The sequence below is a fragment of the Streptomyces sp. NPDC028910 genome (assembly GCF_055564955.1).
Window position 1 is genome coordinate 425,738 of sequence record NZ_JBVHVF010000003.1, and the last position, 19,400, is coordinate 445,137.

Annotated in this window: 21 protein-coding genes; 13 read left to right on the top strand and 8 right to left on the bottom strand. The window is 73.6% G+C overall.

Annotated elements, in window-relative coordinates; all coding sequences use genetic code 11:
* Positions 1-105: 105 nt before the first annotated feature.
* Complete coding sequence (locus ACZ4TV_RS06755; protein WP_468131404.1) at positions 106-900, bottom strand: tyrosine-protein phosphatase; 795 nt, start codon at positions 898-900, stop codon at positions 106-108.
* A gap of 92 nt (positions 901-992) precedes the next feature.
* Entirely contained in the window at positions 993-1,580 is a 588-nt protein-coding gene (locus tag ACZ4TV_RS06760) for a rhomboid-like protein (protein ID WP_468131406.1), read from the bottom strand.
* A 155-nt stretch (positions 1,581-1,735) separates the two neighbouring features.
* On the opposite strand from ACZ4TV_RS06760, the gene ACZ4TV_RS06765 reads away from it, so the two are divergent.
* On the top strand, positions 1,736-2,416 hold the full coding sequence (locus tag ACZ4TV_RS06765; protein ID WP_468131408.1) for a hypothetical protein: 681 nt from the start codon (positions 1,736-1,738) through the stop codon (positions 2,414-2,416).
* Between the two features lie 77 nt (positions 2,417-2,493).
* Complete coding sequence (locus ACZ4TV_RS06770; RefSeq protein ID WP_468131409.1) at positions 2,494-3,969, top strand: PepSY-associated TM helix domain-containing protein; 1,476 nt, start codon at positions 2,494-2,496, stop codon at positions 3,967-3,969.
* A gap of 93 nt (positions 3,970-4,062) precedes the next feature.
* Here the strand turns inward: ACZ4TV_RS06770 and ACZ4TV_RS06775 are convergent, their stop codons facing one another.
* Positions 4,063-4,677 (bottom strand): winged helix-turn-helix domain-containing protein, encoded by a 615-nt coding sequence (locus tag ACZ4TV_RS06775; RefSeq protein ID WP_468131411.1) that lies wholly within the window; start codon positions 4,675-4,677, stop codon positions 4,063-4,065.
* A 520-nt stretch (positions 4,678-5,197) separates the two neighbouring features.
* A complete protein-coding gene (gene glnII, locus ACZ4TV_RS06780) occupies positions 5,198-6,217 on the bottom strand; it encodes a glutamine synthetase (RefSeq protein WP_468131413.1) in 1,020 nt (339 codons plus the stop codon).
* Between the two features lie 320 nt (positions 6,218-6,537).
* On the opposite strand from glnII, the gene ACZ4TV_RS06785 reads away from it, so the two are divergent.
* Positions 6,538-7,407, top strand: coding sequence for a Gfo/Idh/MocA family protein (locus ACZ4TV_RS06785; RefSeq protein WP_468131473.1), 870 nt, complete (start codon positions 6,538-6,540; stop codon positions 7,405-7,407).
* Here the strand turns inward: ACZ4TV_RS06785 and ACZ4TV_RS06790 are convergent, their stop codons facing one another.
* On the bottom strand, positions 7,408-7,908 hold the full coding sequence (locus ACZ4TV_RS06790) for a MarR family winged helix-turn-helix transcriptional regulator (RefSeq protein WP_468131415.1): 501 nt from the start codon (positions 7,906-7,908) through the stop codon (positions 7,408-7,410). It lies immediately after the preceding gene.
* A 65-nt stretch (positions 7,909-7,973) separates the two neighbouring features.
* Here ACZ4TV_RS06790 and ACZ4TV_RS06795 point away from each other — a divergent pair, with 65 nt between their 5' ends.
* On the top strand, positions 7,974-8,861 hold the full coding sequence (locus ACZ4TV_RS06795) for an alpha/beta fold hydrolase (RefSeq protein ID WP_468131417.1): 888 nt from the start codon (positions 7,974-7,976) through the stop codon (positions 8,859-8,861).
* On the opposite strand, the gene ACZ4TV_RS06800 is transcribed toward ACZ4TV_RS06795, so the two are convergent.
* The gene (locus tag ACZ4TV_RS06800; protein WP_468131419.1) at positions 8,862-9,239 is read right to left on the bottom strand and encodes an ArsC/Spx/MgsR family protein; all 378 of its coding nucleotides are present in this window, start codon (positions 9,237-9,239) and stop codon (positions 8,862-8,864) included.
* Between the two features lie 107 nt (positions 9,240-9,346).
* On the opposite strand from ACZ4TV_RS06800, the gene ACZ4TV_RS06805 reads away from it, so the two are divergent.
* Positions 9,347-9,598, top strand: coding sequence for a hypothetical protein (locus ACZ4TV_RS06805; protein WP_468131421.1), 252 nt, complete (start codon positions 9,347-9,349; stop codon positions 9,596-9,598).
* Between the two features lie 83 nt (positions 9,599-9,681).
* Here the strand turns inward: ACZ4TV_RS06805 and ACZ4TV_RS06810 are convergent, their stop codons facing one another.
* Positions 9,682-10,785, bottom strand: a complete 1,104-nt coding sequence (locus ACZ4TV_RS06810) for a PP2C family protein-serine/threonine phosphatase (protein WP_468131423.1) — start codon at positions 10,783-10,785, stop codon at positions 9,682-9,684.
* 89 nt (positions 10,786-10,874) lie between these two features.
* On the opposite strand from ACZ4TV_RS06810, the gene ACZ4TV_RS06815 reads away from it, so the two are divergent.
* From ACZ4TV_RS06815 to ACZ4TV_RS06825, 3 genes are all read left to right on the top strand, one after another.
* Positions 10,875-11,627 (top strand): VIT1/CCC1 transporter family protein, encoded by a 753-nt coding sequence (locus tag ACZ4TV_RS06815; RefSeq protein ID WP_468131425.1) that lies wholly within the window; start codon positions 10,875-10,877, stop codon positions 11,625-11,627.
* A gap of 187 nt (positions 11,628-11,814) precedes the next feature.
* Positions 11,815-12,702, top strand: coding sequence for a TIGR01777 family oxidoreductase (locus ACZ4TV_RS06820; RefSeq protein ID WP_468131427.1), 888 nt, complete (start codon positions 11,815-11,817; stop codon positions 12,700-12,702).
* Between the two features lie 225 nt (positions 12,703-12,927).
* Entirely contained in the window at positions 12,928-14,199 is a 1,272-nt protein-coding gene (locus ACZ4TV_RS06825; protein ID WP_468131429.1) for an NAD(P)/FAD-dependent oxidoreductase, read from the top strand.
* Between the two features lie 80 nt (positions 14,200-14,279).
* On the opposite strand, the gene ACZ4TV_RS06830 is transcribed toward ACZ4TV_RS06825, so the two are convergent.
* The gene (locus ACZ4TV_RS06830) at positions 14,280-15,731 is read right to left on the bottom strand and encodes a regulator (protein WP_468131431.1); all 1,452 of its coding nucleotides are present in this window, start codon (positions 15,729-15,731) and stop codon (positions 14,280-14,282) included.
* 173 nt (positions 15,732-15,904) lie between these two features.
* Here ACZ4TV_RS06830 and ACZ4TV_RS06835 point away from each other — a divergent pair, with 173 nt between their 5' ends.
* The 5 genes from ACZ4TV_RS06835 to ACZ4TV_RS06855 all read left to right on the top strand — a co-directional run bounded on the left by ACZ4TV_RS06835 (position 15,905) and on the right by ACZ4TV_RS06855 (position 19,270).
* Positions 15,905-16,207, top strand: a complete 303-nt coding sequence (locus ACZ4TV_RS06835; RefSeq protein ID WP_468131433.1) for a hypothetical protein — start codon at positions 15,905-15,907, stop codon at positions 16,205-16,207.
* Between the two features lie 76 nt (positions 16,208-16,283).
* Positions 16,284-17,084 (top strand): lipoyl(octanoyl) transferase LipB, encoded by an 801-nt coding sequence (lipB, locus tag ACZ4TV_RS06840; protein ID WP_468131435.1) that lies wholly within the window; start codon positions 16,284-16,286, stop codon positions 17,082-17,084.
* Positions 17,085-17,193: 109 nt separating this feature from the next.
* On the top strand, positions 17,194-18,141 hold the full coding sequence (gene lipA / locus ACZ4TV_RS06845; RefSeq protein ID WP_401180528.1) for a lipoyl synthase: 948 nt from the start codon (positions 17,194-17,196) through the stop codon (positions 18,139-18,141).
* Positions 18,142-18,363: 222 nt separating this feature from the next.
* Positions 18,364-18,561, top strand: a complete 198-nt coding sequence (locus tag ACZ4TV_RS06850; protein WP_468131438.1) for an SCO2195 family GlnR-regulated protein — start codon at positions 18,364-18,366, stop codon at positions 18,559-18,561.
* Between the two features lie 10 nt (positions 18,562-18,571).
* Positions 18,572-19,270: a DUF4191 domain-containing protein gene (locus ACZ4TV_RS06855; protein ID WP_468131440.1), complete on the top strand. Its 699-nt coding sequence runs from the start codon at positions 18,572-18,574 to the stop codon at positions 19,268-19,270.
* Positions 19,271-19,400: the final 130 nt, after the last annotated feature.

The window sequence follows — 19,400 nt, forward strand, 5'->3', positions numbered from 1 at the left end:
CAGCAGAACGAGCGAATCGTCGGATGGTCACCCGTCATCAGCCCCCTCGTTCGAGTCAAAAATGCGGAGGCGATGAGGCGATGAGGCGGCGAGGCGGCGAGCGGGTCAGGCCACCAGACGGGCCCGCAGCGCCTCGACCGTCTCGTCGCAGACTCCGAGCCCCTCGCGCACGTACTTCTCCATGGAGCCGTAGCGCGTCTCGACCTCGTCCAGCGCCGCCTCCAGGTAGGAGGGGAAGACGCCGATCAGCGCGAGCGCGATGTCCGGGTCGCCGCCGGCCGCCGTGAAGCCCTCGATCATCGGGGCGAAGGCCTGCTTGACCGCCGGATTGACGGAGAGGTACTCGGCCATCAGCGTCTCGTCGTCCGCGCCCAGCAGCGCCAGGATGATCGTCGCGCCCCAGCCGGTACGGTCCTTGCCCGCCGTGCAGTGGAAGAGCAGCGGGCCCGACGCGGGGTCGGCGGCCTCGGTGAGCAGCATCCGGTACGCGGTCTGCGCGGAGCCGGAGTTCACGAACGACCGGTATATGCCGGCGAACAGCGCCTGCGCCCTGCCGCCGCCCAGGTGCTCCTCGGCCACCACCGGGTCGGACAGCAGGTCCTTGAGCTGCGCCGCGGCGGGCACCTTGCCGGCACTCAGCTTGTCCGCGAGGACGTCGCCGATCAGGAGCCGGGCCCCGGCCGGTATGCGGTCGGGGTGGTCGGCGCGCTCGAGGTCGGTGCGGAAGTCGATGACGGTACGCACCCCCAGTGCGGCCACCGCCGGGTCGGCGTCGAGGTCGAGCCGGTCGAGCTGGCCGGAGCGCAGGAGCAGACCGGGGCGGACGCTGCGACCGCCGGGGAGCGGGGTGCCACCGAGGTCGCGGAAGTTGGCGACGGTGGTGGAGGGGGTGGCGGGCATCGTGGCGGCTCCAGCGGTGTGCGGGTGACTCGTGTCATGAGGTGGTGCGGTGGTGCGGTGACGGTGAGGTGATCGTGCGGTGATGCGGCGGTTCATGCAATTTTCTGGTGTTTCACCCCGGAACGACAATCGAGGGCCAGTGAGAGCCCGATGCCTATCCCGAGCGCCGCCAGGTGCCCGGCGTCCGTGAAGGAACGCCCGCGCTTGATCACCGGCGCCGCCGCGAGCGCCAGCAGCCCCGCCCGCGCCGCCGTGCGGACCGCCCCGCGCGGCAGGGCCGAGGTCAGCGCGCCGAGGACGGCGTTGAACCCGTAGCTCGTCCCCACGTCCAGGGCGCGTCGGGTCCGCTGATCGGTTGTCCTGCGCAGGGCGCCGTAGACCAGGAGGGTCGCCGTGGCGTGCCCGAACAGGAACACCGCGGCCGTCCACCAGGCGCCGTACGCGTATTCGGCGTATCCGAGGACCGCGACCAGCAGCAGCGCGTAGGGCAGCGGCATGGGCTCCTCGACGACGAGAGCGCTGCTCAGCAGCGTCTCCCAGCGCCCGGCGGACAGATTCTCGACGTTCGTCGAGCAGTCCCGCAGCAGCTGCTCCCGCTGTGCCGCCCCCATCCGCTCCAGGGCGTACGCCCCGAGCTGGACCCCGCCGGCGTACACCGCGCCCAGTGGAATTGGATTCACCCGCCCATGATCGGATACGGCCCTCTGGCGGACACCACCGGGCCCCGTGCGAACATGGCCCGGCCATGTCAGAGAGTCCCGCGCCGATGCGCGCCACGCGGGCCGCGGTATTCGCGGCGATGTGTGTCGCTCTGGGTGCGATGGGGCATTCGTACATGTCTGGCACGGACATTCCGCCCTCCGGGCTGCTGGCCGCTTTCGGGGTGACCGGCGCGCTCGCATGGCTCGCCGCCGGGCGGCGGCGGGGCCCCGTGGGGATCGCCGCGGCGGTGCTCGCCGTACAGGGCGTGCTGCACCTCGTCTTCTCGGGCAGCCAGGCCGCGCAGCCCGCCGCCGTTCCCGCCGCGATGCAGGGGCACCACCACATGCAGGCCACCGGCGGCGGCGCGATGGCCGCCGAAGCCCCCGGTGCGGCGATGGCGGACGTGGCGGGCACGGCAGACATGGCGGGCATGGCAGACGTGGCGGGCATGGCAGACGTGGCGGACGTGGTCGGCATGGCCGGTCACGGCGGCGCCGGAATGATCGCCGCGCACATGCTCGCCGGGCTGCTCTGCGCCGCCTGGCTGGCGCGGGGCGAGGCCGCCGCCTTCCGGCTGGCCCGGGTCCTGGGAGCCGTCGCGCTGCACGCGGCCCGGCCGCTCTCCCGCGCGCTCGCCCTGGTGCGGGCGCGGGTGGCCGTGCTGCCGGCCCCGCCCGCCTTCCGCGCCCGCGCCCCGTACCGGCGGCCGCGCCGCCTGCGCGGGGCCGTGCACGCCCATGCCGTGGTGCGGCGCGGGCCGCCCGCGCCGCGAGCGTTCAGCGCCACGGCCCCCGGCCGTCCTGCCCGCGCCTGACCGGCGCGCTCCTCGCCGAGGAGGAGGCGAGACCTGGGGCCGCGTTCCCCATGTCTTCGCCAACACCTAGGAGACCCATGTCACTTGACGAGGTCAAAGACGTCCGCACCCCGGACGCGGACCCGGCCGATCCGGCCGAGCCGGCCGACATGTCCCGCACGGCCACGAGCCGCGGCGGCAGTTGGGCCGCCGTGCGGCCGCTGCTCCTGCGCATGCACTTCTACGCGGGCCTGCTCATCGCCCCGCTGCTGTTCCTCGCCGCCGCCACCGGGCTGCTCTACGCCGCCTCGTGGCAGGCCGAGGAGATCATCTACGCCGACGAACTCACCGTCGCCCGCGTCGGCGAGAGCGCCCTGCCGATCAGCGCCCAGGTCCAGGCGGCCCAGGGCGCCGCACCCCAGGGGGAGGTCGTGTCCGTGTGGCCCGCCCCGGACCCCGAGGCCACCACTCGGGTGATCATGGAGAGCTCGGGGCTCGCGGAGGGCGAGACCCTCACCGTCTTCGTCGATCCGTATACGGCCGAGGTGCGCGGGCAGCTCGCCACCGCCGGCGACGCGCTGCCGCTGCGGGCCTGGCTGAGCGAGTTCCACGCCAGCCTCCAGCTCGGGGAGTTCGGCCGGAACTACAGCGAGCTCGCCGCGAGCTGGATGTGGGTGGTCGCGCTCGGCGGACTCGCCCTGTGGATAGGCCGCCGCCGGGCGCGCGGGTCGCGGCTCTTCCTCCCGGACCGCGAAGCCACCGGCCGGCGCCGGACCCTGTCCTGGCACGGGGCCGTCGGCCTCTGGGCCGTCGCCGGACTCGTCGTGCTCTCCGCCACCGGCCTGACCTGGTCGAAGTACGCCGGCGAGAACATCGGACAGCTCCAGGACGGTCTCGGCGGGGCCACCCCCTCCGTCTCCGCCACGCTGAGCGCCGGTGCGGGCCCGGGGGGATCCGACGAGCACGCCGGGCACACCATGCCCGAGGGCACGCAGATGCCCGCGACCCCGCCCGCGCCCGCCGCCGACATCGGCATCGACGCGGCCGTGGCCGCCGCCCGGGCCGCCGGGGTCACCGAGGAGCTCCGCGTGACCCTGCCCGCGCAGGACAAGGGGTACGTGGTCAAGGAGCAGGACAAGCAGGTGCCGGTGCACCTGGACGCCGTCGCCCTCGATCCCGCGGACGGCCGGGTCATGGACGAACTGCGCTTCGCCGACTACCCCGTGCTCGCCCAGATGACGCGCTTCGGCATCGACCTGCACATGGGCAAGACCTTCGGGCTCGCCAACCAGCTCGCGCTGGCCGCGCTCGCCGTCGCGGTGATGTTCCTCGTCTTCTGGGGCTACCGCATGTGGTGGCTGCGCCGGCCGACGAAGGACCGCAGGCTCTCGGCCGGCCGCCCGCAGCCGCGCGGTGCCTGGCGGAGGCTGCCGGTGACCGCGCTGCTGCCGCTGGCCGCGGTGACCGCCCTGGTCGGCTGGTTCATCCCGCTGCTCGGGATCAGCCTGGTCGCCTTCCTCGCGGTCGACGTGCTGCTGGGCTTCGTCGCGGGCCGCCGGGCCAAGGCCGCGTAGCCGCAGTCGACGTGGTGGTGGGCCCGTACTCCCCCGAGGAGTACGGGCCCACCGTCGTCGGGTCGTCGTCAGGTCGACATCGACCCGGGCCGGTCAGGGGGCGTACTTGTAGCCCACGCGGCGCACCGTCTGGATCGCACCGCGGTGCGACGCGCCCAGCTTGCGGCGCAGGCGGGCGATGTGGACGTCCACCGTCCGGCCGTCGCCGACGTGGCCGTAGCCCCAGACCGTGGTGACCAACTGGTCCCGGCTGTGCACCCGGTGCGGGTGCTCCACCAGATGGGCCAGCAGCTCGAACTCCAGGTACGTGAGGTCGAGCACCCGGCCGTCGACCTCGGCCGTGCGCCGCGCCGCGTCGACGCGGACCAGCCCGTCGCCCGGGTCGCCCGGGTCGCCCGCCGGGGCCGGGGTCTCGGAGGCAGCCGATGTGACGGCAGCCGCCACGGGCTGCGGGGCGAAGGCGATCGGCGGCTGCTGGTCGGCCGGTACGAGGACCAGGTAGCCGACCATCGGCGGCTGGCCCGGTAGCGCCGGGAGGGTGTGCGGGGGCGCGGGCAGCCAAGTGGCCCCGGGCGGGAGCAGGTCCACGACCCGGGCCACCTCGTCCCGGTCCACGGCACGCAGCCGGTGGCGCGGACCGGGTGGACGGGGCAGGGAAGCGGCGGTCGCGGCGGGGGCGGCGGAAGTGAGGGAGCGGGTGTTCGCCATGAGTGGTCAGCTCTTTCACGCGGAGTGGACGGCAGGAGACGTGCGTACGTCGTACGTGCGTACGGGTGTCATCGGTGTCGTACCGCGCAGACCGAAGGCCTCGGGAAGGTCGGGCAGGTGGTGGTCCCGGAGGTTTTAGAGGGCCGGCGCGTTCTTCGCGCGGCAACACTCCCGGTCGAAATCATGATCCTGACGGGACGGCCAGAACGGCTCGAGGTCGCTGCGACCTGACGAGGTGTGCGAATGGCTGGCCATGACCACCATTCAAGCAGATGTCGTGTCCCCGAGGCAGAGCCCGTCTCACACAGTGGAGCGGAATCTCATATTCAGCCCCCGGCCCTGCCGATTCCGGTCGAAAGGAACTCCGCAGCCCAGGCGCAGCCGTGCCACACGGCACCGACAACGCCCGCCGGGCCTCGGAAGGCTCGGCGGGCGTCGGAGTGCCGGTGTATCGGTGTGTCGGTGTGTCGGTGTGACTGGCGGGCCGTCAGCGGCGCGCGGCCACCGGCAGGCGGGGAGCCTAGACGAGGCCGTCCTTCTCCAGGCCCGCGCAGCAGGTGTCCGTGATGAGGCGGGTCACCACGTACGGGTCCACGTTCGCGTTCGGGCGGCGGTCCTCGATGTAGCCCTTGCCGTCCTTCTCCACCTGCCACGGGATGCGGACCGACGCGCCGCGGTCCGAGACGCCGTAGCTGAACTCGTTCCACGGGGCGGTCTCGTGCAGACCCGTCAGGCGCTCGTCGATGCCGGCGCCGTAGTTCTTCACGTGGTCGAGCGGCTTGCTGCCCTCGCCCAGCGCCTCGCACGCGGAGATGATCGCGCGGTAGTCCTCGCGCATCGCCTTCGTGGAGAAGTTGGTGTGCGCGCCCGCGCCGTTCCAGTCGCCCTTGACCGGCTTCGGGTTCAGCGTCGCGGAGACGTTGAAGTCCTCGGCGGTGCGGTAGAGCAGCCAGCGCGCGATCCACAGCTGGTCGGAGACCTCCAGCGGACCGACGGGGCCGACCTGGAACTCCCACTGGCCGGGCATGACCTCGGCGTTGATGCCGGAGATGCTCAGGCCCGCCGCGAGGCAGTGGTCCAGGTGCTTCTCGACGATCTCGCGGCCGAAGATCTCGTCCGAGCCGACGCCGCAGTAGTAGCCGCCCTGCGCGGCCGGGAAGCCGTTGACCGGGAAGCCCAGGGGGCGGGTGCCGTCGAAGAAGGTGTACTCCTGCTCGATGCCGAAGATCGGCTCCTGAGCGGCGAACTTCTCGGCGACCGGACGCAGCAGCGCGCGGGTGTTCGACTCGTGCGGGGTCATGTCGATGTTCAGGACCTCGCACAGCACGAGGACGTTCTCGCCGCCGCGGATCGGGTCCGGGCAGGAGAAGACCGGGTTGAGGACGCGGTCGGACGCGTGGCCCTCGGCCTGGTTCGTGCTCGATCCGTCGAAGCCCCAGATCGGCAGCGCGTCGCCGTCGCCGAGGATCTTCGTCTTGGAGCGAAGCTTCGCCGTCGGCTCGGTGCCGTCGATCCAGATGTACTCAGCCTTGTAGCTCACGGGCCCCATCCTCAGACTCTGCGGGTGCTGCTGGTCGCTGCTTCATCGCTGCGGTGATGACCGCAGCGTGCCCGCCCGCGATTTCTCTTCCGTTGCCCGCGTGTGAACCCCGTGTTACCGAGGTTTGCGCCGCAGGTCGGGTGGCTTGTGCGGGCCGCCAGCGGGTTGGTGGCGGCCCCTGCGTCCGGGTGGGGCAGACTGGCCGCGTGAGCATCTCGTCTGATTTGAACCCCGCCGGAGATCGTGCCGGAGATCCCGCCGAGCGTGCCGTCGAGAGCGCCGCCGGTCAGGCCGCCGCAGGCCCCCGCCCCCGGGTCGGGCTGCTCGGCACCGGCCCCTGGGCGCACCGCACCCACGCCCCCGCCCTCGCCGCACACCCCGGCTCCGACTTCGCCGGCGTGTGGGGCCGCCGGCCCGAGGCGGCGGCCGAGCTGGCGGACGCGTACGGCGTGAAGGTGTACGAAGACCCCGACCAGCTGTTCGCCGACTGTGACGCCGTGGCCTTCTCCCTGCCGCCCGACGTACAGGCCCCGCTCGCCGTGCGCGCCGCGGCCGCCGGCTGCCACCTGCTGCTCGACAAGCCGGTCGCGACGACGGCCGAGGACGCCCGCGCCGTCGCGGACGCGGTGGCCCGCCACCGGGTCGCCTCAGTGGTCTTCCTCACCCTGCGCTTCGCCGAGCCCACCGCGGGCTGGGTCACGGAACAGGCCGGGCGCCCGGGCTGGTTCACCGCGGCCGCGCACTGGCTCGGCGCCGTCTTCCCGCCCGACGGGGCGCCCAGCGCGTACGCCGACTCGCCCTGGCGCAGGTCCAAGGGCGGCCTGTGGGACGTCGGCCCGCACGCGCTCTCCGTCCTGATCCCGATCCTCGGCGAGGTCACCGCGGTCAGCGCCACGCGGGGCCCCTCCGACGTGGTCCAGCTGGCACTGCGGCACGCCTCCGGCGCGGCCAGCACCGCCGTGCTCAGCCTGGGCGCGCCCCGCGAGGCGGCCGGGGTGGGACTGCAACTGCGCGGGACCGAGGGCGTGTACGAGCTGCCGGGCTGGAGCGACGTACCGGGCGCCTACGGGCGCGCCCTGGACGCGCTGCTCACCGCGGCCCGCAGCGGCGTGCCGGACCCGCGCGGGGTGGAGTTCGGGGCCCGGCTGACGGAGATCCTGGCCGAGGCGGAGGCGCAGCTCCCCGCCTGATCACTTGATGAGCGCGTTCGCCACGACGCGCGGCTCCGGTGCGAGGGCAGCGTGGGTGGCCGTCAGGAAGCGGCGGACGGTGTCCCGTTCGGCCGGATCGAAGGCGTCCAGCACCCTGAGCACCCCGTCGATCAGCGGCCCGAAGAACTCGCGGCCCAGGCGGACCGCCTCCGGCGTCACGCGCAGCAGGATGCGGCGCCGGTCGCGGTCGTCGCGGATGCGCGCCACATGGCCGAGCCGTTCCAGCCGGTCGATCACGGCGGTGGTGCCCGCCGAGTTGAGGCCGAGCCGGGTACCGAGCAGGCCCGCCGTGGCCGGCTCGTCCGCGCGGGCCGCGTCCAGCAGGCAGATCAGGGCCCGTACGTCGGTGAGGTGCATGCCGTTGGCGGCGGCGAACTCCGCCTGGCGCAGGCCGAACTCGACGGTCACCGCCCGCAGTAGGTGCACCAGTTCCAGGTTCTCGGGCTCTTCCGGATTCCGGGATTCCCGGTTGTCGTCCACATCGCCTCCCGCATAACATCTCTCGCTGAGCGAGATTATCGCCCAGCGAGGCATTGGAGTCGGCCATGTTCCGGACCTCTTCCTTCCGTACCGCGTACGACGAGGTGCTCGGCCGGTGGCCCGGGCCCGTCGAGTCCGTCGACCTGCCCACCCCGTACGGGCTCACCCGCGTCAACAGCTGCGGTCCGGCTGGCGCCCCACCGCTGGTGCTGCTGCCCGGCGGCGGGTCCACCTCCACCGTGTGGGGCGCCAGCGCCGCCGCCGGAGCCGCCCGCGGCCACCGGGTGCACGCCGTGGACCTGGTGGGGGACCCCGGGCTCAGCGTCCCGGCGGCCGGGCGGGCGATCCGGAACGCCGGGGACCTGACCGGCTGGCTCGACGCGGTCCTCGACGGGCTCGTCCCGCACGGGCCGGTGGCCCTCGCCGGGCACTCGTACGGGGCCTGGATCGCCGCCCATTACGCCGCCCGTCACGCCGCTCACGACGCCGCCCGTCACGCCTCGCGGGGGCCCGCCCGGCTCGACCGCCTCGTCCTGCTCGACCCGACCCAGGTCTTCGCCGGGCTGCGCCCCGGCTACGTACTGCGCGCGCTGCCCATGCTGCTGCGGCCGACCCCCGAGCGGGTCCGCTCCTTCCTCGCCTGGGAGACCCGCGGGGCCGCGCTCGATCCGGCCTGGCTGCGACTGCAGGAGGAGAGCGCCGGCTTTCCCGCCGCCCGGCCGGTCACCGGGCCGCGCCCGGACCTCGCCGCTCTGGCCGAGCTGCCGGGCGGCGTGCGGATCGACGTGCTGTTCGCCGAGCACGCCCGCTGCCACGACGCCGACCGCGCCGCCCGGGTCGCGCGCGAGGCGCTGCCGGGCGCGCGCGTCGACGTACTGCCCGGTGTCTCGCACCACGCGCTGCCGCTGACGGCGGCCGACGAGATCGCCCGGCGGCTCGCCGCGGTGGCCTGATCAGGCAGGTCCCTTGCGGGACAGGGCGTCGCGGACGGCCTCCTCGGAACGGGCGACCACGGCCGTGCCGTCCTCGGCGGTGATGATCGGCCGCTGGATGAGCTTCGGGTGCGCGGCCAGGTGGGCGATCCAGAGCCCGCGTGCCGCGTCGGTCTCCTCACGCGGCAGCTCCCGTACGCCGGTCTCCTTGGCCAGCGGGTCCGAGGTACGGGTGATGTCCCACGGCTCGAGCCCGAGCCGGCCGAGCACCTCGCGGATCTCGTCCTCGGAGGGCACGTCCTCCAGGTAGCGGCGCACGGTGTACTCGGCGCCTTCCGCGTCCAGCAGGGCCAGCGCGCCGCGGCACTTGGAACAGGCGGGATTGATCCAGATCTCCATGGCGCCAACCCTACCCAGGGCCTGTCTGGCCAGGGGCTTCTGTCAGTGGTCCCCAGTAAAATCGAGGGAGAACGACAGGACGCCAACTACCGTTTGGGAGGCTGTAGATGGCCACTGCCACCACCATTCAGCACGTCAAGAAGAAGCCGCTGCCGGCGGGGCTGCCCCGCGAGTGGTACGAGAGCCACAACCGCCGTCTGAAGGCGATGCGGCTGGCGATATCCCTGCTCGACTCGGGGACGTATGACGCTCGGCGCGCCACCAACCGGAAGATCCGGACGATGGCCGTCCGGACGGGGATCCACCGGCCGTCCAATGTCACCTGCAAGATGGTGCGCGCGTTCATCGAGGAGTCGTAACGGGCTTGACGGCTCCTCGCTCCTCGCTTCTCACCACACGCCGGGGGCCTCGACCGACTGCGAGCGGTCGGGGCTTTCGGGGCTCACGGCCGTTCGGGGAGACCTGCCGACCCGTCCAGGGAGAGCAGCAGCAGGGCCACGTCGTCGCGCGGGCCGCCGTGCGTGAAGGCCGCGAGGTCCCGCCACACCGCCCGGACCAGGCCCGCCGGGTCCCGCGCCAGGACGGGCACCCGGGCGGCCAGGGGGTAGAAGTGCCCCGTCGCGTCCCGGGCCTCCGTCACGCCGTCGGTGTGCAGCAGCAGCTGGTCGCCCGGTCCCACCGGCAGCTCCGCCACCAGCGGCGGGCTCGGACCCGCGAGGCCCAGGCCCAGGGGCGGGCCCGGCTCCACGGCCAGCTCCTCCACCGCCGCCCCGCGCAGCCGCAGGACCGGCGGGTGCCCGCACGACACGATCCGTACGAGGCCCAGCCCGGGCGGGAACTCCAGCAGGACCGCCGTCGCGAAGAGTTCCGGGTGCTCGACGGAGGCGGCCGTCGCGTCCGCCAGCAGCCGCCGGTCCAGCCGGGCCGCGACCGCCCCCAGCCCGGCGTCGTCGAGCACGCCCTCGCGGAAGGCCCCGAGCAGCGCCGTCACCGTGGCGACCGCCGCCAGGCCGTGCCCCTGCACGTCCCCGACCAGCGCCCGCACCCCGTACGGACCGGCCCGTACGTCGTACAGGTCGCCGCCGACGAGCGTGCCGCGCTGCGCCGCCCGGTAGAGGCCCGAGCAGCGCACCGGGCCCACCCGTTCCGGTACCGGCGGCAGTACCGCCAGCTGAGCGGCCTCCGCCACCGTGCGTACGCTGACCAGCTGGGCGTCCCGGCGTCGCCGGACCCAGGCGATCACCACGCTGAGCAGCCCGACGGTGGCCACGGTGGCCAGGTCCGTGCCCCGGGCGTTGGCGATGCCGAGGTCGGGCACTCCCAGCAGCAGGAGGACGAGGGCGGCGAAGATCGCGGTACCGCCCGCCCCGTACGCGAAGGCGGCCACCGGGGGCAGCCCCGCCAGGAAGTACCCCAGCTCCACGTCCCCGGGCGTGGCCCGCTGCGCGAACACCAGCGCCACCAGGGCCACCGCGGGCGCGATGCGGGCCCAGCGCGGCGGCGGCTCCCCGCGCAGCCAGCCCGGCTCCTCGCGTCCGCGTCTCACCCCTCCACCCTGGTACGGGGGCGCTGCCCGCGCACCCCGGACCGGCCCGCCGGGTGGCTTCGCGCGGCCCGTGCCACGACAGTGGTGGCGTGACGGGGAACGAAGGCTCGGGGAAGACGCCCGGTCCGGCGCACGTCGAGGCGCACGGTGCGGGCGACGGTTTGGCGAGCGCGGAGATCAGCACGCGGCTCAACTGGCTGCGCGCGGGCGTGCTCGGCGCCAACGACGGGATCATCTCCACGGCGGGCCTGGTGGTCGGCGTGGCCGGGGCCACCACCTCCCGCACGGCGATCCTTGCGGCGGGTGTCGCGGGGCTGCTGGCGGGCTCGCTGTCGATGGCGGCGGGGGAGTACGTCTCCGTCAGCTCCCAGCGGGATTCAGAACGGGCCGCGCTGGCCCTGGAACGCCGGGAACTGGCCGAGGAGCCGGAGGCGGAGCTCGACGAACTCACCGATCTGCTCGCCGCGCGCGGCCTGAGCCGGACGGTGGCCCGGGAGGCCGCCGAGCAGCTGACGGAGCGGGACGCGCTGCGGGCCCACGCCCGGGTGGAGCTCGGGATCAACCCCGACGAGCTGGCCAATCCGTGGCACGCGGCCTTCGCCAGCCTGATCGCCTTCACGGTGGGGGCGCTGCTGCCGTTGCTGGCGATCGTCCTGCCGGGGCCGTCGGAGCGGGTGCCGGTGACGGTGGTGGCGGTGCTGGGTGCGCTCACGCTGTGCGGGGTGGTCAGTGCGCGGCTCGGCGGGGCGCCGGCGGCCCGGGCGGTCGGCCGGAACGTCGCGGGCGGGGCCCTGGCCATGGCGGTGACCTACGCGGTGGGCACCTGGATCGGCACGGCCTGACCATCGAGCCCTCTACCAGCCCCGCCGGCGTTTGAGGCGCGGGCTCTGGGGCGGAGCCCGGTGTGCCCGGCCGGGGTGAAAGATCGGGGCTCCGCCCCGTACCCCGCGCCTCAAACGCCGGCGGGGCTGGATATGCCCGGCTGTGCCCGGCTGTGCCCGGCGTGGCCGGATCGGAAAGGATGGGGGCATGCGTATCGCGGTCACCGGTTCCACCGGGCTCATCGGCAGTGCACTCGTGCGGTCCCTGCGGGCGGACGGGCACGAGGTGGTGCGGTTCGTGCGGCGGGAGCCCGCCGGGGCGGACGAGGCGCGGTGGGATCCGGCGCGCGGGTACGTCGACCCCGACGGGCTCGCCGGCTGCGGGGCCGTCGTGCACCTGGCCGGGGCCGGGGTCGGGGACCGACGGTGGACCGCCGCGTACAAGAGGGAGATCCGCGACAGCCGGGTGCTCGGCACCGCCGCGATCGCCCGCGCCCTCGCCGCCCTCGACGGGCCGCCCGCCGTCCTGGTCAGCGGTTCCGCCGTCGGCTACTACGGCGACACCGGCGACCGGCCCGTGGACGAGGACGCCCCCGCCGGACAGGGCTTCCTGCCCTCGGTCTGCGTGGAGTGGGAGGCGGCCGCGCGCCCCGCCCAGGAGGCCGGGATCCGGGCCGTGTTCGCCCGTACGGGCCTGGTCGTCGCCCGCGAGGGCGGGGCATGGGGCCGGATGTTCCCCGTCTTCCGCGCCGGTATCGGTGGCCGGCTCGGCAACGGTCACCAGTACTGGCCGTACATCTCGCTGCGGGACGAGGTCGCGGCCCTGCGCCACCTCATCGACACCCCCGGCATCGAAGGCCCGGTCAACCTCACCGCCCCCGAGCCGCTGACCAACCGCCAGGTCACCGCGGCCATGGCCCGCGTGCTGCGCCGGCCCGCGCTGCTGCCCGTACCGGCCGTGGCCCTGCGCATCGTGCTCGGGGAGTTCGCCGAGGACGTGCTGGGCAGTCAGCGGGCCCGGCCCACCAGGCTGCTGGAGTCCGGCTTCGTCTTCCGCGACCCCGGTATCGAGCAGGCCATCCGCGCCGCGCTCTGAGATCCGATGGATCGCACGCCGATCCCCGTGGATCCCCGTGGATCCACTGAGGGCCGCGTAGGCCGCGTGGATCGGCGTGCGACCACCGTGCGACCGTTCGTGACCCGAATGCGACCGTCGTGCGACCGGAGTTGACCGTAATACCCCGCCTGACGGGGGTTCCCGTGGAGCCGGTTGAGGGAAGGAGGATCCCCACACAGCCGCGCCGACCTCGGGGAGGGGCACGTGCTCAGCAGCGCACACCATGCCGCACACCATGCGGACGTCGTCATCGTAGGAGCCGGAGTCTCGGGACTCGCGGCCGCGCGACACCTGATCGCAGCGGGGGTCACGGTCACCGTCCTGGAGGCCGCGGACGACCCCGGCGGACGGATGGCCACCGTGTCGGCCGACGGGTTCCGGCTGGACCGGACCGGCCAGTTGCTCAACACCTCCTACACGGAACTCGAACGCACTCCCGGCCTGCGGGCCCTGACCCTGCGCCCGTTCGCGCCCGGGGTCCTGGTCCACACCGACGGCAAACAGCTGCGGGCCGGGGCCCTCACCCCGGCCCGCGCCCTGGCCAGCGGCTCCCTCGACCAGGCCCGGCTCAGCGCCGCCCTCGGCCGGCTCGCCGCCCTGCCCGAGGACAAACTTCTCGCCCGGCCCGAACGCACCGCGCACGCCGCGCTGCGCTCGCGCGGGCTGCCGCCGCGCACCCTCAACGGGGTGCTGCGGCCCTTGCTCGCCGCCCTGCTCCGCGACCCGGAGCTGACCACCTCCAGCCGGGTCGCCGACCTGGCCCTGCGCACCTTCGCCCGCGGCCGCCTCGCCGTGCCCGAGGGCGGCGCGGCGGCCCTGCCCGGCCTGCTCGCCGCCGGCCTGCCGCCCGGCACCGTCCGGACCGGGGTCCGGGTCCGGTCGGTGGCGACCAATCTGGTCACCACCGAGGAGCACGGCGACTTCCGCTGCCGCTCCGTGCTCCTCGCCACCGGAGCCCGCGCCGCCGCCGAGCTGCTGCCCGGCCTGCGCGTGCCCGGCTTCCACGAGGTCACCGTCCTGCACCACGCCACCGCCACCCCCCTGCCCCGGGACGGCTCGCTGCTCCTGGACGGGGACCCCAAGTGGCCCGTCTCCCACACCGCCGTGATGAGCGCGGTCGACCCGACGCGGGCCCCGGCCGGCCGGAGCCTGGTCACCACCACGGTGCTCGGCCCGCCGCCACCGGTGCGTACGGTCGCCTCGCGCCTCGCCCGGCTCTACGACACCACCACCCGGGACTGGGAGCTGCTGGCCGTCCACCACACGCCGGAGGCCGTCCCCGCCATGCCTCCGCCGCACGACCTGCGGCGCCCCGTCCGGGTGCTGGCCGGGCTGTACGTGTGCGGCGACCACCGCGACACCAACACCGTGCAGGGGGCCCTGCACTCCGCCCGCCGGGCCACCGGCGCCGTCCTGCGCGACTTCGGCATCCCGCTGCCCACCGCCGCGGAGCCGGCACTTCCGGTCGCGGCCTGAGAACGGGCGGGGCTGGATCGCCCCCAGGGCAGTTCCAGCCCCGCCCGGGGGCAGAGCCCCCCGGCAGCCGACCCGCAGGGTCACGACAACGCCGCCACCCGGTCGCGATAGCTCCGCACGGCAGACGCGTCCCGGTACGGCTCCAGCCGCCGCTCGAAGTCCCGTACGTACTCCACCGCCCGCACCGACCGCATCTCCATCGCCTGCTGCGCCGCCTCCGCGCCCAGCGCGCACGCCTGGTCCAGCTCGCCCAGCCCCAGCCGGGCCGTGGCCAGCACCACCCGGCAGAACAGCCGGGACCGCGCGTACCCCGGCGCCCTCAGCTGCAGGGACCGCTCCGCGTGCTGCGCCGAGGCCCGGTACTGCTGGAGGTCCCGGTGGCAGTGCCCGAACTCGTCCGCCAGCTGCGCCTCGTCGTAGTACCGCGCCCAGTGCGGTACGTCGTCCCCCGGCCGGGCCGCGCCCAGCGCCCGTTCGGCCCGCACCAGCGAGGCCGTCGACGCGCGGACCTCGCCGAGCACCGCGTGCCCCCGGGCCTCCGCCGAATGGAGAAGCGCCTGCACCACCGGCGGCGGGCCGGAGCCGACGCCCTGCTGCGCCACCCGGGCCAGTTGCACCGCCTCGCGGCCGTGGCCGAGGTAGACCGCCTGCCGGCTCATGGTGACCAGCACGTACGAGCCGTAGGGGCGGTCGGCGGCCGCCTGCGCGAGCCGCAGGGCCTGCACGAAGTACCGCTGGGCGAGCCCGTGCGCGGCGATGTCGTACGAGGTCCAGCCCGCGAGCCGGGTCAGGTCGGCGGCGGCCGAGAACAGCCGGCGCCCGGTGGTCTCCCCGTAGGTGCCGCGGAGCATCGGCTCGGCCTCGTGCTCCAGGTAACGCACCAGAGCCTGGCGGGCGTGCCCGCCGCCGTAGGCGTGGTCGAGGGTCCGGAACAGCTCGCTCACCGACCGCAACGCCGCGATGTCCCCGGCCGTCACCCGCTGCCCCGGCCCCCGGTCGATCTGCCGCTGGCGGGGGACCGAGGCCCGCCCCTGCGCCGGGACGCGGGCCGACGCCGACGGTGTCGCCGGTTGGGCGCCCCGGCCCACCCGCTCGTCGGCCCGCCCGATCAGCCAGTCGCGGCTGGGCACGACCAGCCCGGCCGGGGTGAAGGCGATCTTCCGTAGTTCGGCGTGGGAGCCGGAGTCCTTGCGCCAGAGCCCGCTGGCGATGTCCACGGCCTCCTCCGGGGTGGCCGCGAACTCCAGCCCCGCGTACACGGGCGCACAGGCGTCCAGGCCCAGGTCCTGCGCGGAGAGCCGCCGCCCGAGGCGCCGGGTGAACACCTCGGCGATCAGCGCGGGGGTGGTCCCGCGCGGCTGCTGCCCGCGCAGCCACCGGGTCACGGAGGTCTTGTCGTACCGCAGATCGAGACCGTGTTCCAGGCCGAGCTGATCGACGCGGCGGGCGAGCCCGGCGTTGGAGAACCCGGCTTCCGCGATCAGCGCCGCGAGCTGCCGGTTGGGGACGCGCTGGGCAGGTCGTTCCGTCATCGGCTCCACGGTCTCCTGACGTGACGGACCGGAGTCCCGGCCCTGTGAACGGCGTGAATGTAGCGGCGAACTCCGCCCATGCCGCCCTCTCTGCCCCACATTCATCCGATCGTGTGCAGAATGGGTAGGGCCCTTTACGGACCGCCCCCCTCCGCCCGCATAGGCTGCGGCCCATGACCCCTCGGCCCCACCGGGCGCGCCTCCCCGAGGAGCGAACCGAATCCACCGCTCCGCTGCCCGCGCCCGAACTGACCGAGGCGGAGTGCCGGCGCTGCGGCACCTACATCGCGGGGCTCGACGGGCGGTACGCGTGCGGGGTGTGCGGCTGGGTCAACGACCACTCGGAGGGCCACCGGCGGCTGCCGCGCGCGGACGAGGACCCGGACCGGCCGCCGAAGGGCCGGCGCCGGCCGAAGCAGCTGCCGTGGCCCCCGCCGCAGGAGACCTCGCCGCAGGAGATCTCGCCGGGGCCCTGAAGGAGCCCGCACGGGTCGCCGTACTCTTGCTCAGTGAAGTACGTGCACACAGCAGGTTCGACGAGGAGGCGCTGCGGTGGCTGAGCTTGGGTTTGTCCATCTGGGCTTCGGGCCGGAATCCGTCGAGTACACCCGGGCCTGGGAGGAACAGCGCCGGGTGCACGCGGCCCGCTTCGCCGACGAGGTCGAGGACACCTGCCTGCTGCTGGAGCACCTGCCGGTCTACACCGCGGGCCGGCGCACCGACCCCAGTGAGCGCCCGCTCGACGGCACGCCCGTCGTGGACGTGGACCGCGGCGGCAAGATCACCTGGCACGGCCCGGGCCAGCTTGTCGGCTACCCGATCATGAAGCTGCCGCGGCCGGTGGACGTGGTCGCGCACGTGCGCCGCCTCGAAGAGGCCCTGATCCGCACCGCCGCCGACTTCGGCCTGGAGACCACCCGCGTGGAGGGCCGCTCCGGCGTCTGGGTCCTCGGAGACCCGGTGGAGGAGCGCCCGACGATCGGCGGCCTCTCCCTGGACCTCGACCCGCGGATGCACGACGACGAGTTCGACGCGCGGCTCAATGGCCCCGAGTACGCCCCCTCCAACGCCGGCCAGCGCCGCGAGGACCGCAAGCTCGCCGCCATCGGCATCCGGGTCGCCAAGGGCGTCACGATGCACGGCTTCGCGATCAACGTGAACCCGGACAACACCTGGTTCGACCGGATCGTCCCCTGCGGCATCCGGGACGCCGGTGTGACCTCGCTCTCGTACGAACTGGGCCGAGAGATCACCATCGCCGAGGTGCTGCCGGTCGTCGAGCGGCACCTGAAGGACGTACTGGAACACGCGGAGCTGCGGCCCCGTGAAACAGAGCCGGTCGTGGGCGGCTAGCGACCCGGGAATGCGGTCGGCCCCTCGCAGGTTGGCCGACGTAAGAGCGTACGAAATTACGGGCGTACCCTGGTGGGCGCCGAACAATCGAAGTCACAGGGAGCCGGTCGTGTCCGCAGTCGCACCCGACGGACGCAAGATGCTGCGCCTGGAGGTCCGGAACAGCCAGACCCCCATCGAGCGCAAGCCCGAGTGGATCAAGACCCGGGCGAAGATGGGTCCCGAGTACACGAAGATGCAGGCCCTGGTGAAGGGCGAAGGACTGCACACGGTGTGCCAGGAAGCCGGTTGTCCGAACATCTACGAATGCTGGGAGGACCGCGAGGCCACCTTCCTCATCGGTGGCGACCAGTGCACCCGGCGCTGTGACTTCTGCCAGATCGACACGGGCAAGCCCGAGGCGCTGGACCGTGACGAGCCGCGCCGTGTCGGCGAGTCCGTGGTCACCATGGACCTGAACTACGCCACCATCACGGGCGTCGCGCGCGACGACCTGGCCGACGGCGGCGCCTGGCTGTACGCGGAGACCGTGCGCCAGATCCACCAGCAGACGGCGGGCCGCGAGAGCGGCCACACCAAGGTCGAGCTGCTGGCCCCCGACTTCAACGCGGTCCCCGAGCTGCTGGAGGAGGTCTTCGCCTCCCGCCCCGAGGTCTTCGCGCACAACGTCGAGACGGTGCCCCGGATCTTCAAGCGGATCCGCCCCGGCTTCCGCTACGAGCGCTCGCTCGAGGTGATCACCAAGGCCCGCGCCTACGGGCTGGTCACCAAGTCGAACCTGATCCTCGGCATGGGCGAGGAGCGCGAAGAGGTCTCGCAGGCCCTGAAGGACCTGCACGAGGCCGGCTGCGAGCTCATCACCATCACCCAGTACCTGCGGCCCTCGCCGCGGCACCACCCCGTCGAGCGCTGGGTGAAGCCGGCCGAGTTCGTGGAGCTGGCGAAGGAGGCCGAGGAGATCGGCTTCTCCGGTGTGATGTCCGGTCCGCTGGTCCGCTCCTCGTACCGCGCCGGTCGCCTCTACCAGCAGGCGATGGAGAAGCGCGCCACCGTGTGAAGTCGCGCACAAACTCCTACTAACGAGTAATACCGCACTGACGCGGCCCCTAGGCTCTTTCCGAGGGAAGAGCCCGGCGGGCCGCGTCAGTCGTGTGCGATGTGTCCATCACATTTGACCGACCGGTCATGCCCTGGTAACACCAGTCAGTGACGCTTGGTCCACGCACCGCACACACCGCTCACGCCGCGCAGGGGTGAGCATCGTGAAGGGATCGACATCATGCAGGCCGCGCCCGTACGCGCCATCGCCCTCCCGTCGCTCTCCGATGCCTTCCGCGGCATCGAGTCCGTATTGATGAGCGGCGCCCGCCGCAATGCCTGGACGGCGGTCCTCGAAGACCGCCGCAGGGCCAAGGACCGGGTCGAAACCGAACACGTACTTGAGGCCGCGGCCACCCGAACCCCGCAGGCCACGTAAACTTCGCTCTATGGCGAGGAAGTCAAACGCAGAGACTGCTGCGAACCCCGGGCGACTGAAGCAGATCGCCCTGACGTACAAGATGACGCGCAAGGCCGACCCGAAGGTCGGTCTGATCGTCGCGGGCGTGGGAATCGTCACCTTCGGTGTCTTTCTCGCGATCGGCTTCCTGATCGACCAACTGGTCTACCTGGGCATCCTGGGTTTCCTGGTGGCGTTCCTCGCGATGGCGATCGTCTTCGGGCGACGGGCCGAGCGGGCTGCCTTCGGGCAGATGGAGGGACAGCCGGGCGCGGCCGCGGCCGTGCTGGACAACGTGGGACGGGGCTGGACGACCACCCCGGCCGTCGCGATGACCCGGCAGCAGGACATCGTCCACCGGGCTGTCGGCAAGGCCGGTGTCGTCCTGATCGCCGAGGGCAACCCGAACCGCGTGAAGCCGCTGCTCGCGAACGAGAAGAAGAAGCTGGCCCGGATCATGCCGGACGTGCCGGTGCACGACTTCATCGTGGGCACGGGCGAGGGCGAGGTGCCGCTCAAGAAGGTGCGCACCACCCTGCTCAAGCTGCCGCGCGTGCTGGCCGGCCCGCAGATCACCCAGGTGAACGACAAGCTGCGCGCCATGGGTGACCTCATGAGCAACATGCCGCTGCCGAAGGGCCCGATGCCCAAGGGCATGAAGATGCCGCGCGGCGGAAAGATGCGCTGACCCGCTCACCTGCTTTTCGTATTCGTATACGACGTACGACACAGGGGCGGGGGGGAGGGGGGGAGGGGGGGGGGGGGGGGGGGGGGGGGGGGGGTGGGTGGGGGGGGGGGGGGGGGGGGGGGAGGTGGGG

What these genes read in the sequence shown, in the direction of transcription:
- ACZ4TV_RS06755 (WP_468131404.1), bottom strand. Translation starts at nt 900, where the DNA reads ATGCCCGCCACCCCCTCCACCACCGTCGCCAACTTCCGCGACCTCGGT.
- ACZ4TV_RS06765 (WP_468131408.1), top strand. Translation starts at nt 1,736, where the DNA reads ATGTCTGGCACGGACATTCCGCCCTCCGGGCTGCTGGCCGCTTTCGGG.
- ACZ4TV_RS06770 (WP_468131409.1), top strand. Translation starts at nt 2,494, where the DNA reads ATGTCACTTGACGAGGTCAAAGACGTCCGCACCCCGGACGCGGACCCG.
- ACZ4TV_RS06775 (WP_468131411.1), bottom strand. Translation starts at nt 4,677, where the DNA reads ATGGCGAACACCCGCTCCCTCACTTCCGCCGCCCCCGCCGCGACCGCC.
- ACZ4TV_RS06795 (WP_468131417.1), top strand. Translation starts at nt 7,974, where the DNA reads ATGTTCCGGACCTCTTCCTTCCGTACCGCGTACGACGAGGTGCTCGGC.
- ACZ4TV_RS06800 (WP_468131419.1), bottom strand. Translation starts at nt 9,239, where the DNA reads ATGGAGATCTGGATCAATCCCGCCTGTTCCAAGTGCCGCGGCGCGCTG.
- ACZ4TV_RS06805 (WP_468131421.1), top strand. Translation starts at nt 9,347, where the DNA reads ATGGCCACTGCCACCACCATTCAGCACGTCAAGAAGAAGCCGCTGCCG.
- ACZ4TV_RS06820 (WP_468131427.1), top strand. Translation starts at nt 11,815, where the DNA reads ATGCGTATCGCGGTCACCGGTTCCACCGGGCTCATCGGCAGTGCACTC.
- ACZ4TV_RS06830 (WP_468131431.1), bottom strand. Translation starts at nt 15,731, where the DNA reads ATGACGGAACGACCTGCCCAGCGCGTCCCCAACCGGCAGCTCGCGGCG.
- ACZ4TV_RS06835 (WP_468131433.1), top strand. Translation starts at nt 15,905, where the DNA reads ATGACCCCTCGGCCCCACCGGGCGCGCCTCCCCGAGGAGCGAACCGAA.
- ACZ4TV_RS06850 (WP_468131438.1), top strand. Translation starts at nt 18,364, where the DNA reads ATGCAGGCCGCGCCCGTACGCGCCATCGCCCTCCCGTCGCTCTCCGAT.
- ACZ4TV_RS06855 (WP_468131440.1), top strand. Translation starts at nt 18,572, where the DNA reads ATGGCGAGGAAGTCAAACGCAGAGACTGCTGCGAACCCCGGGCGACTG.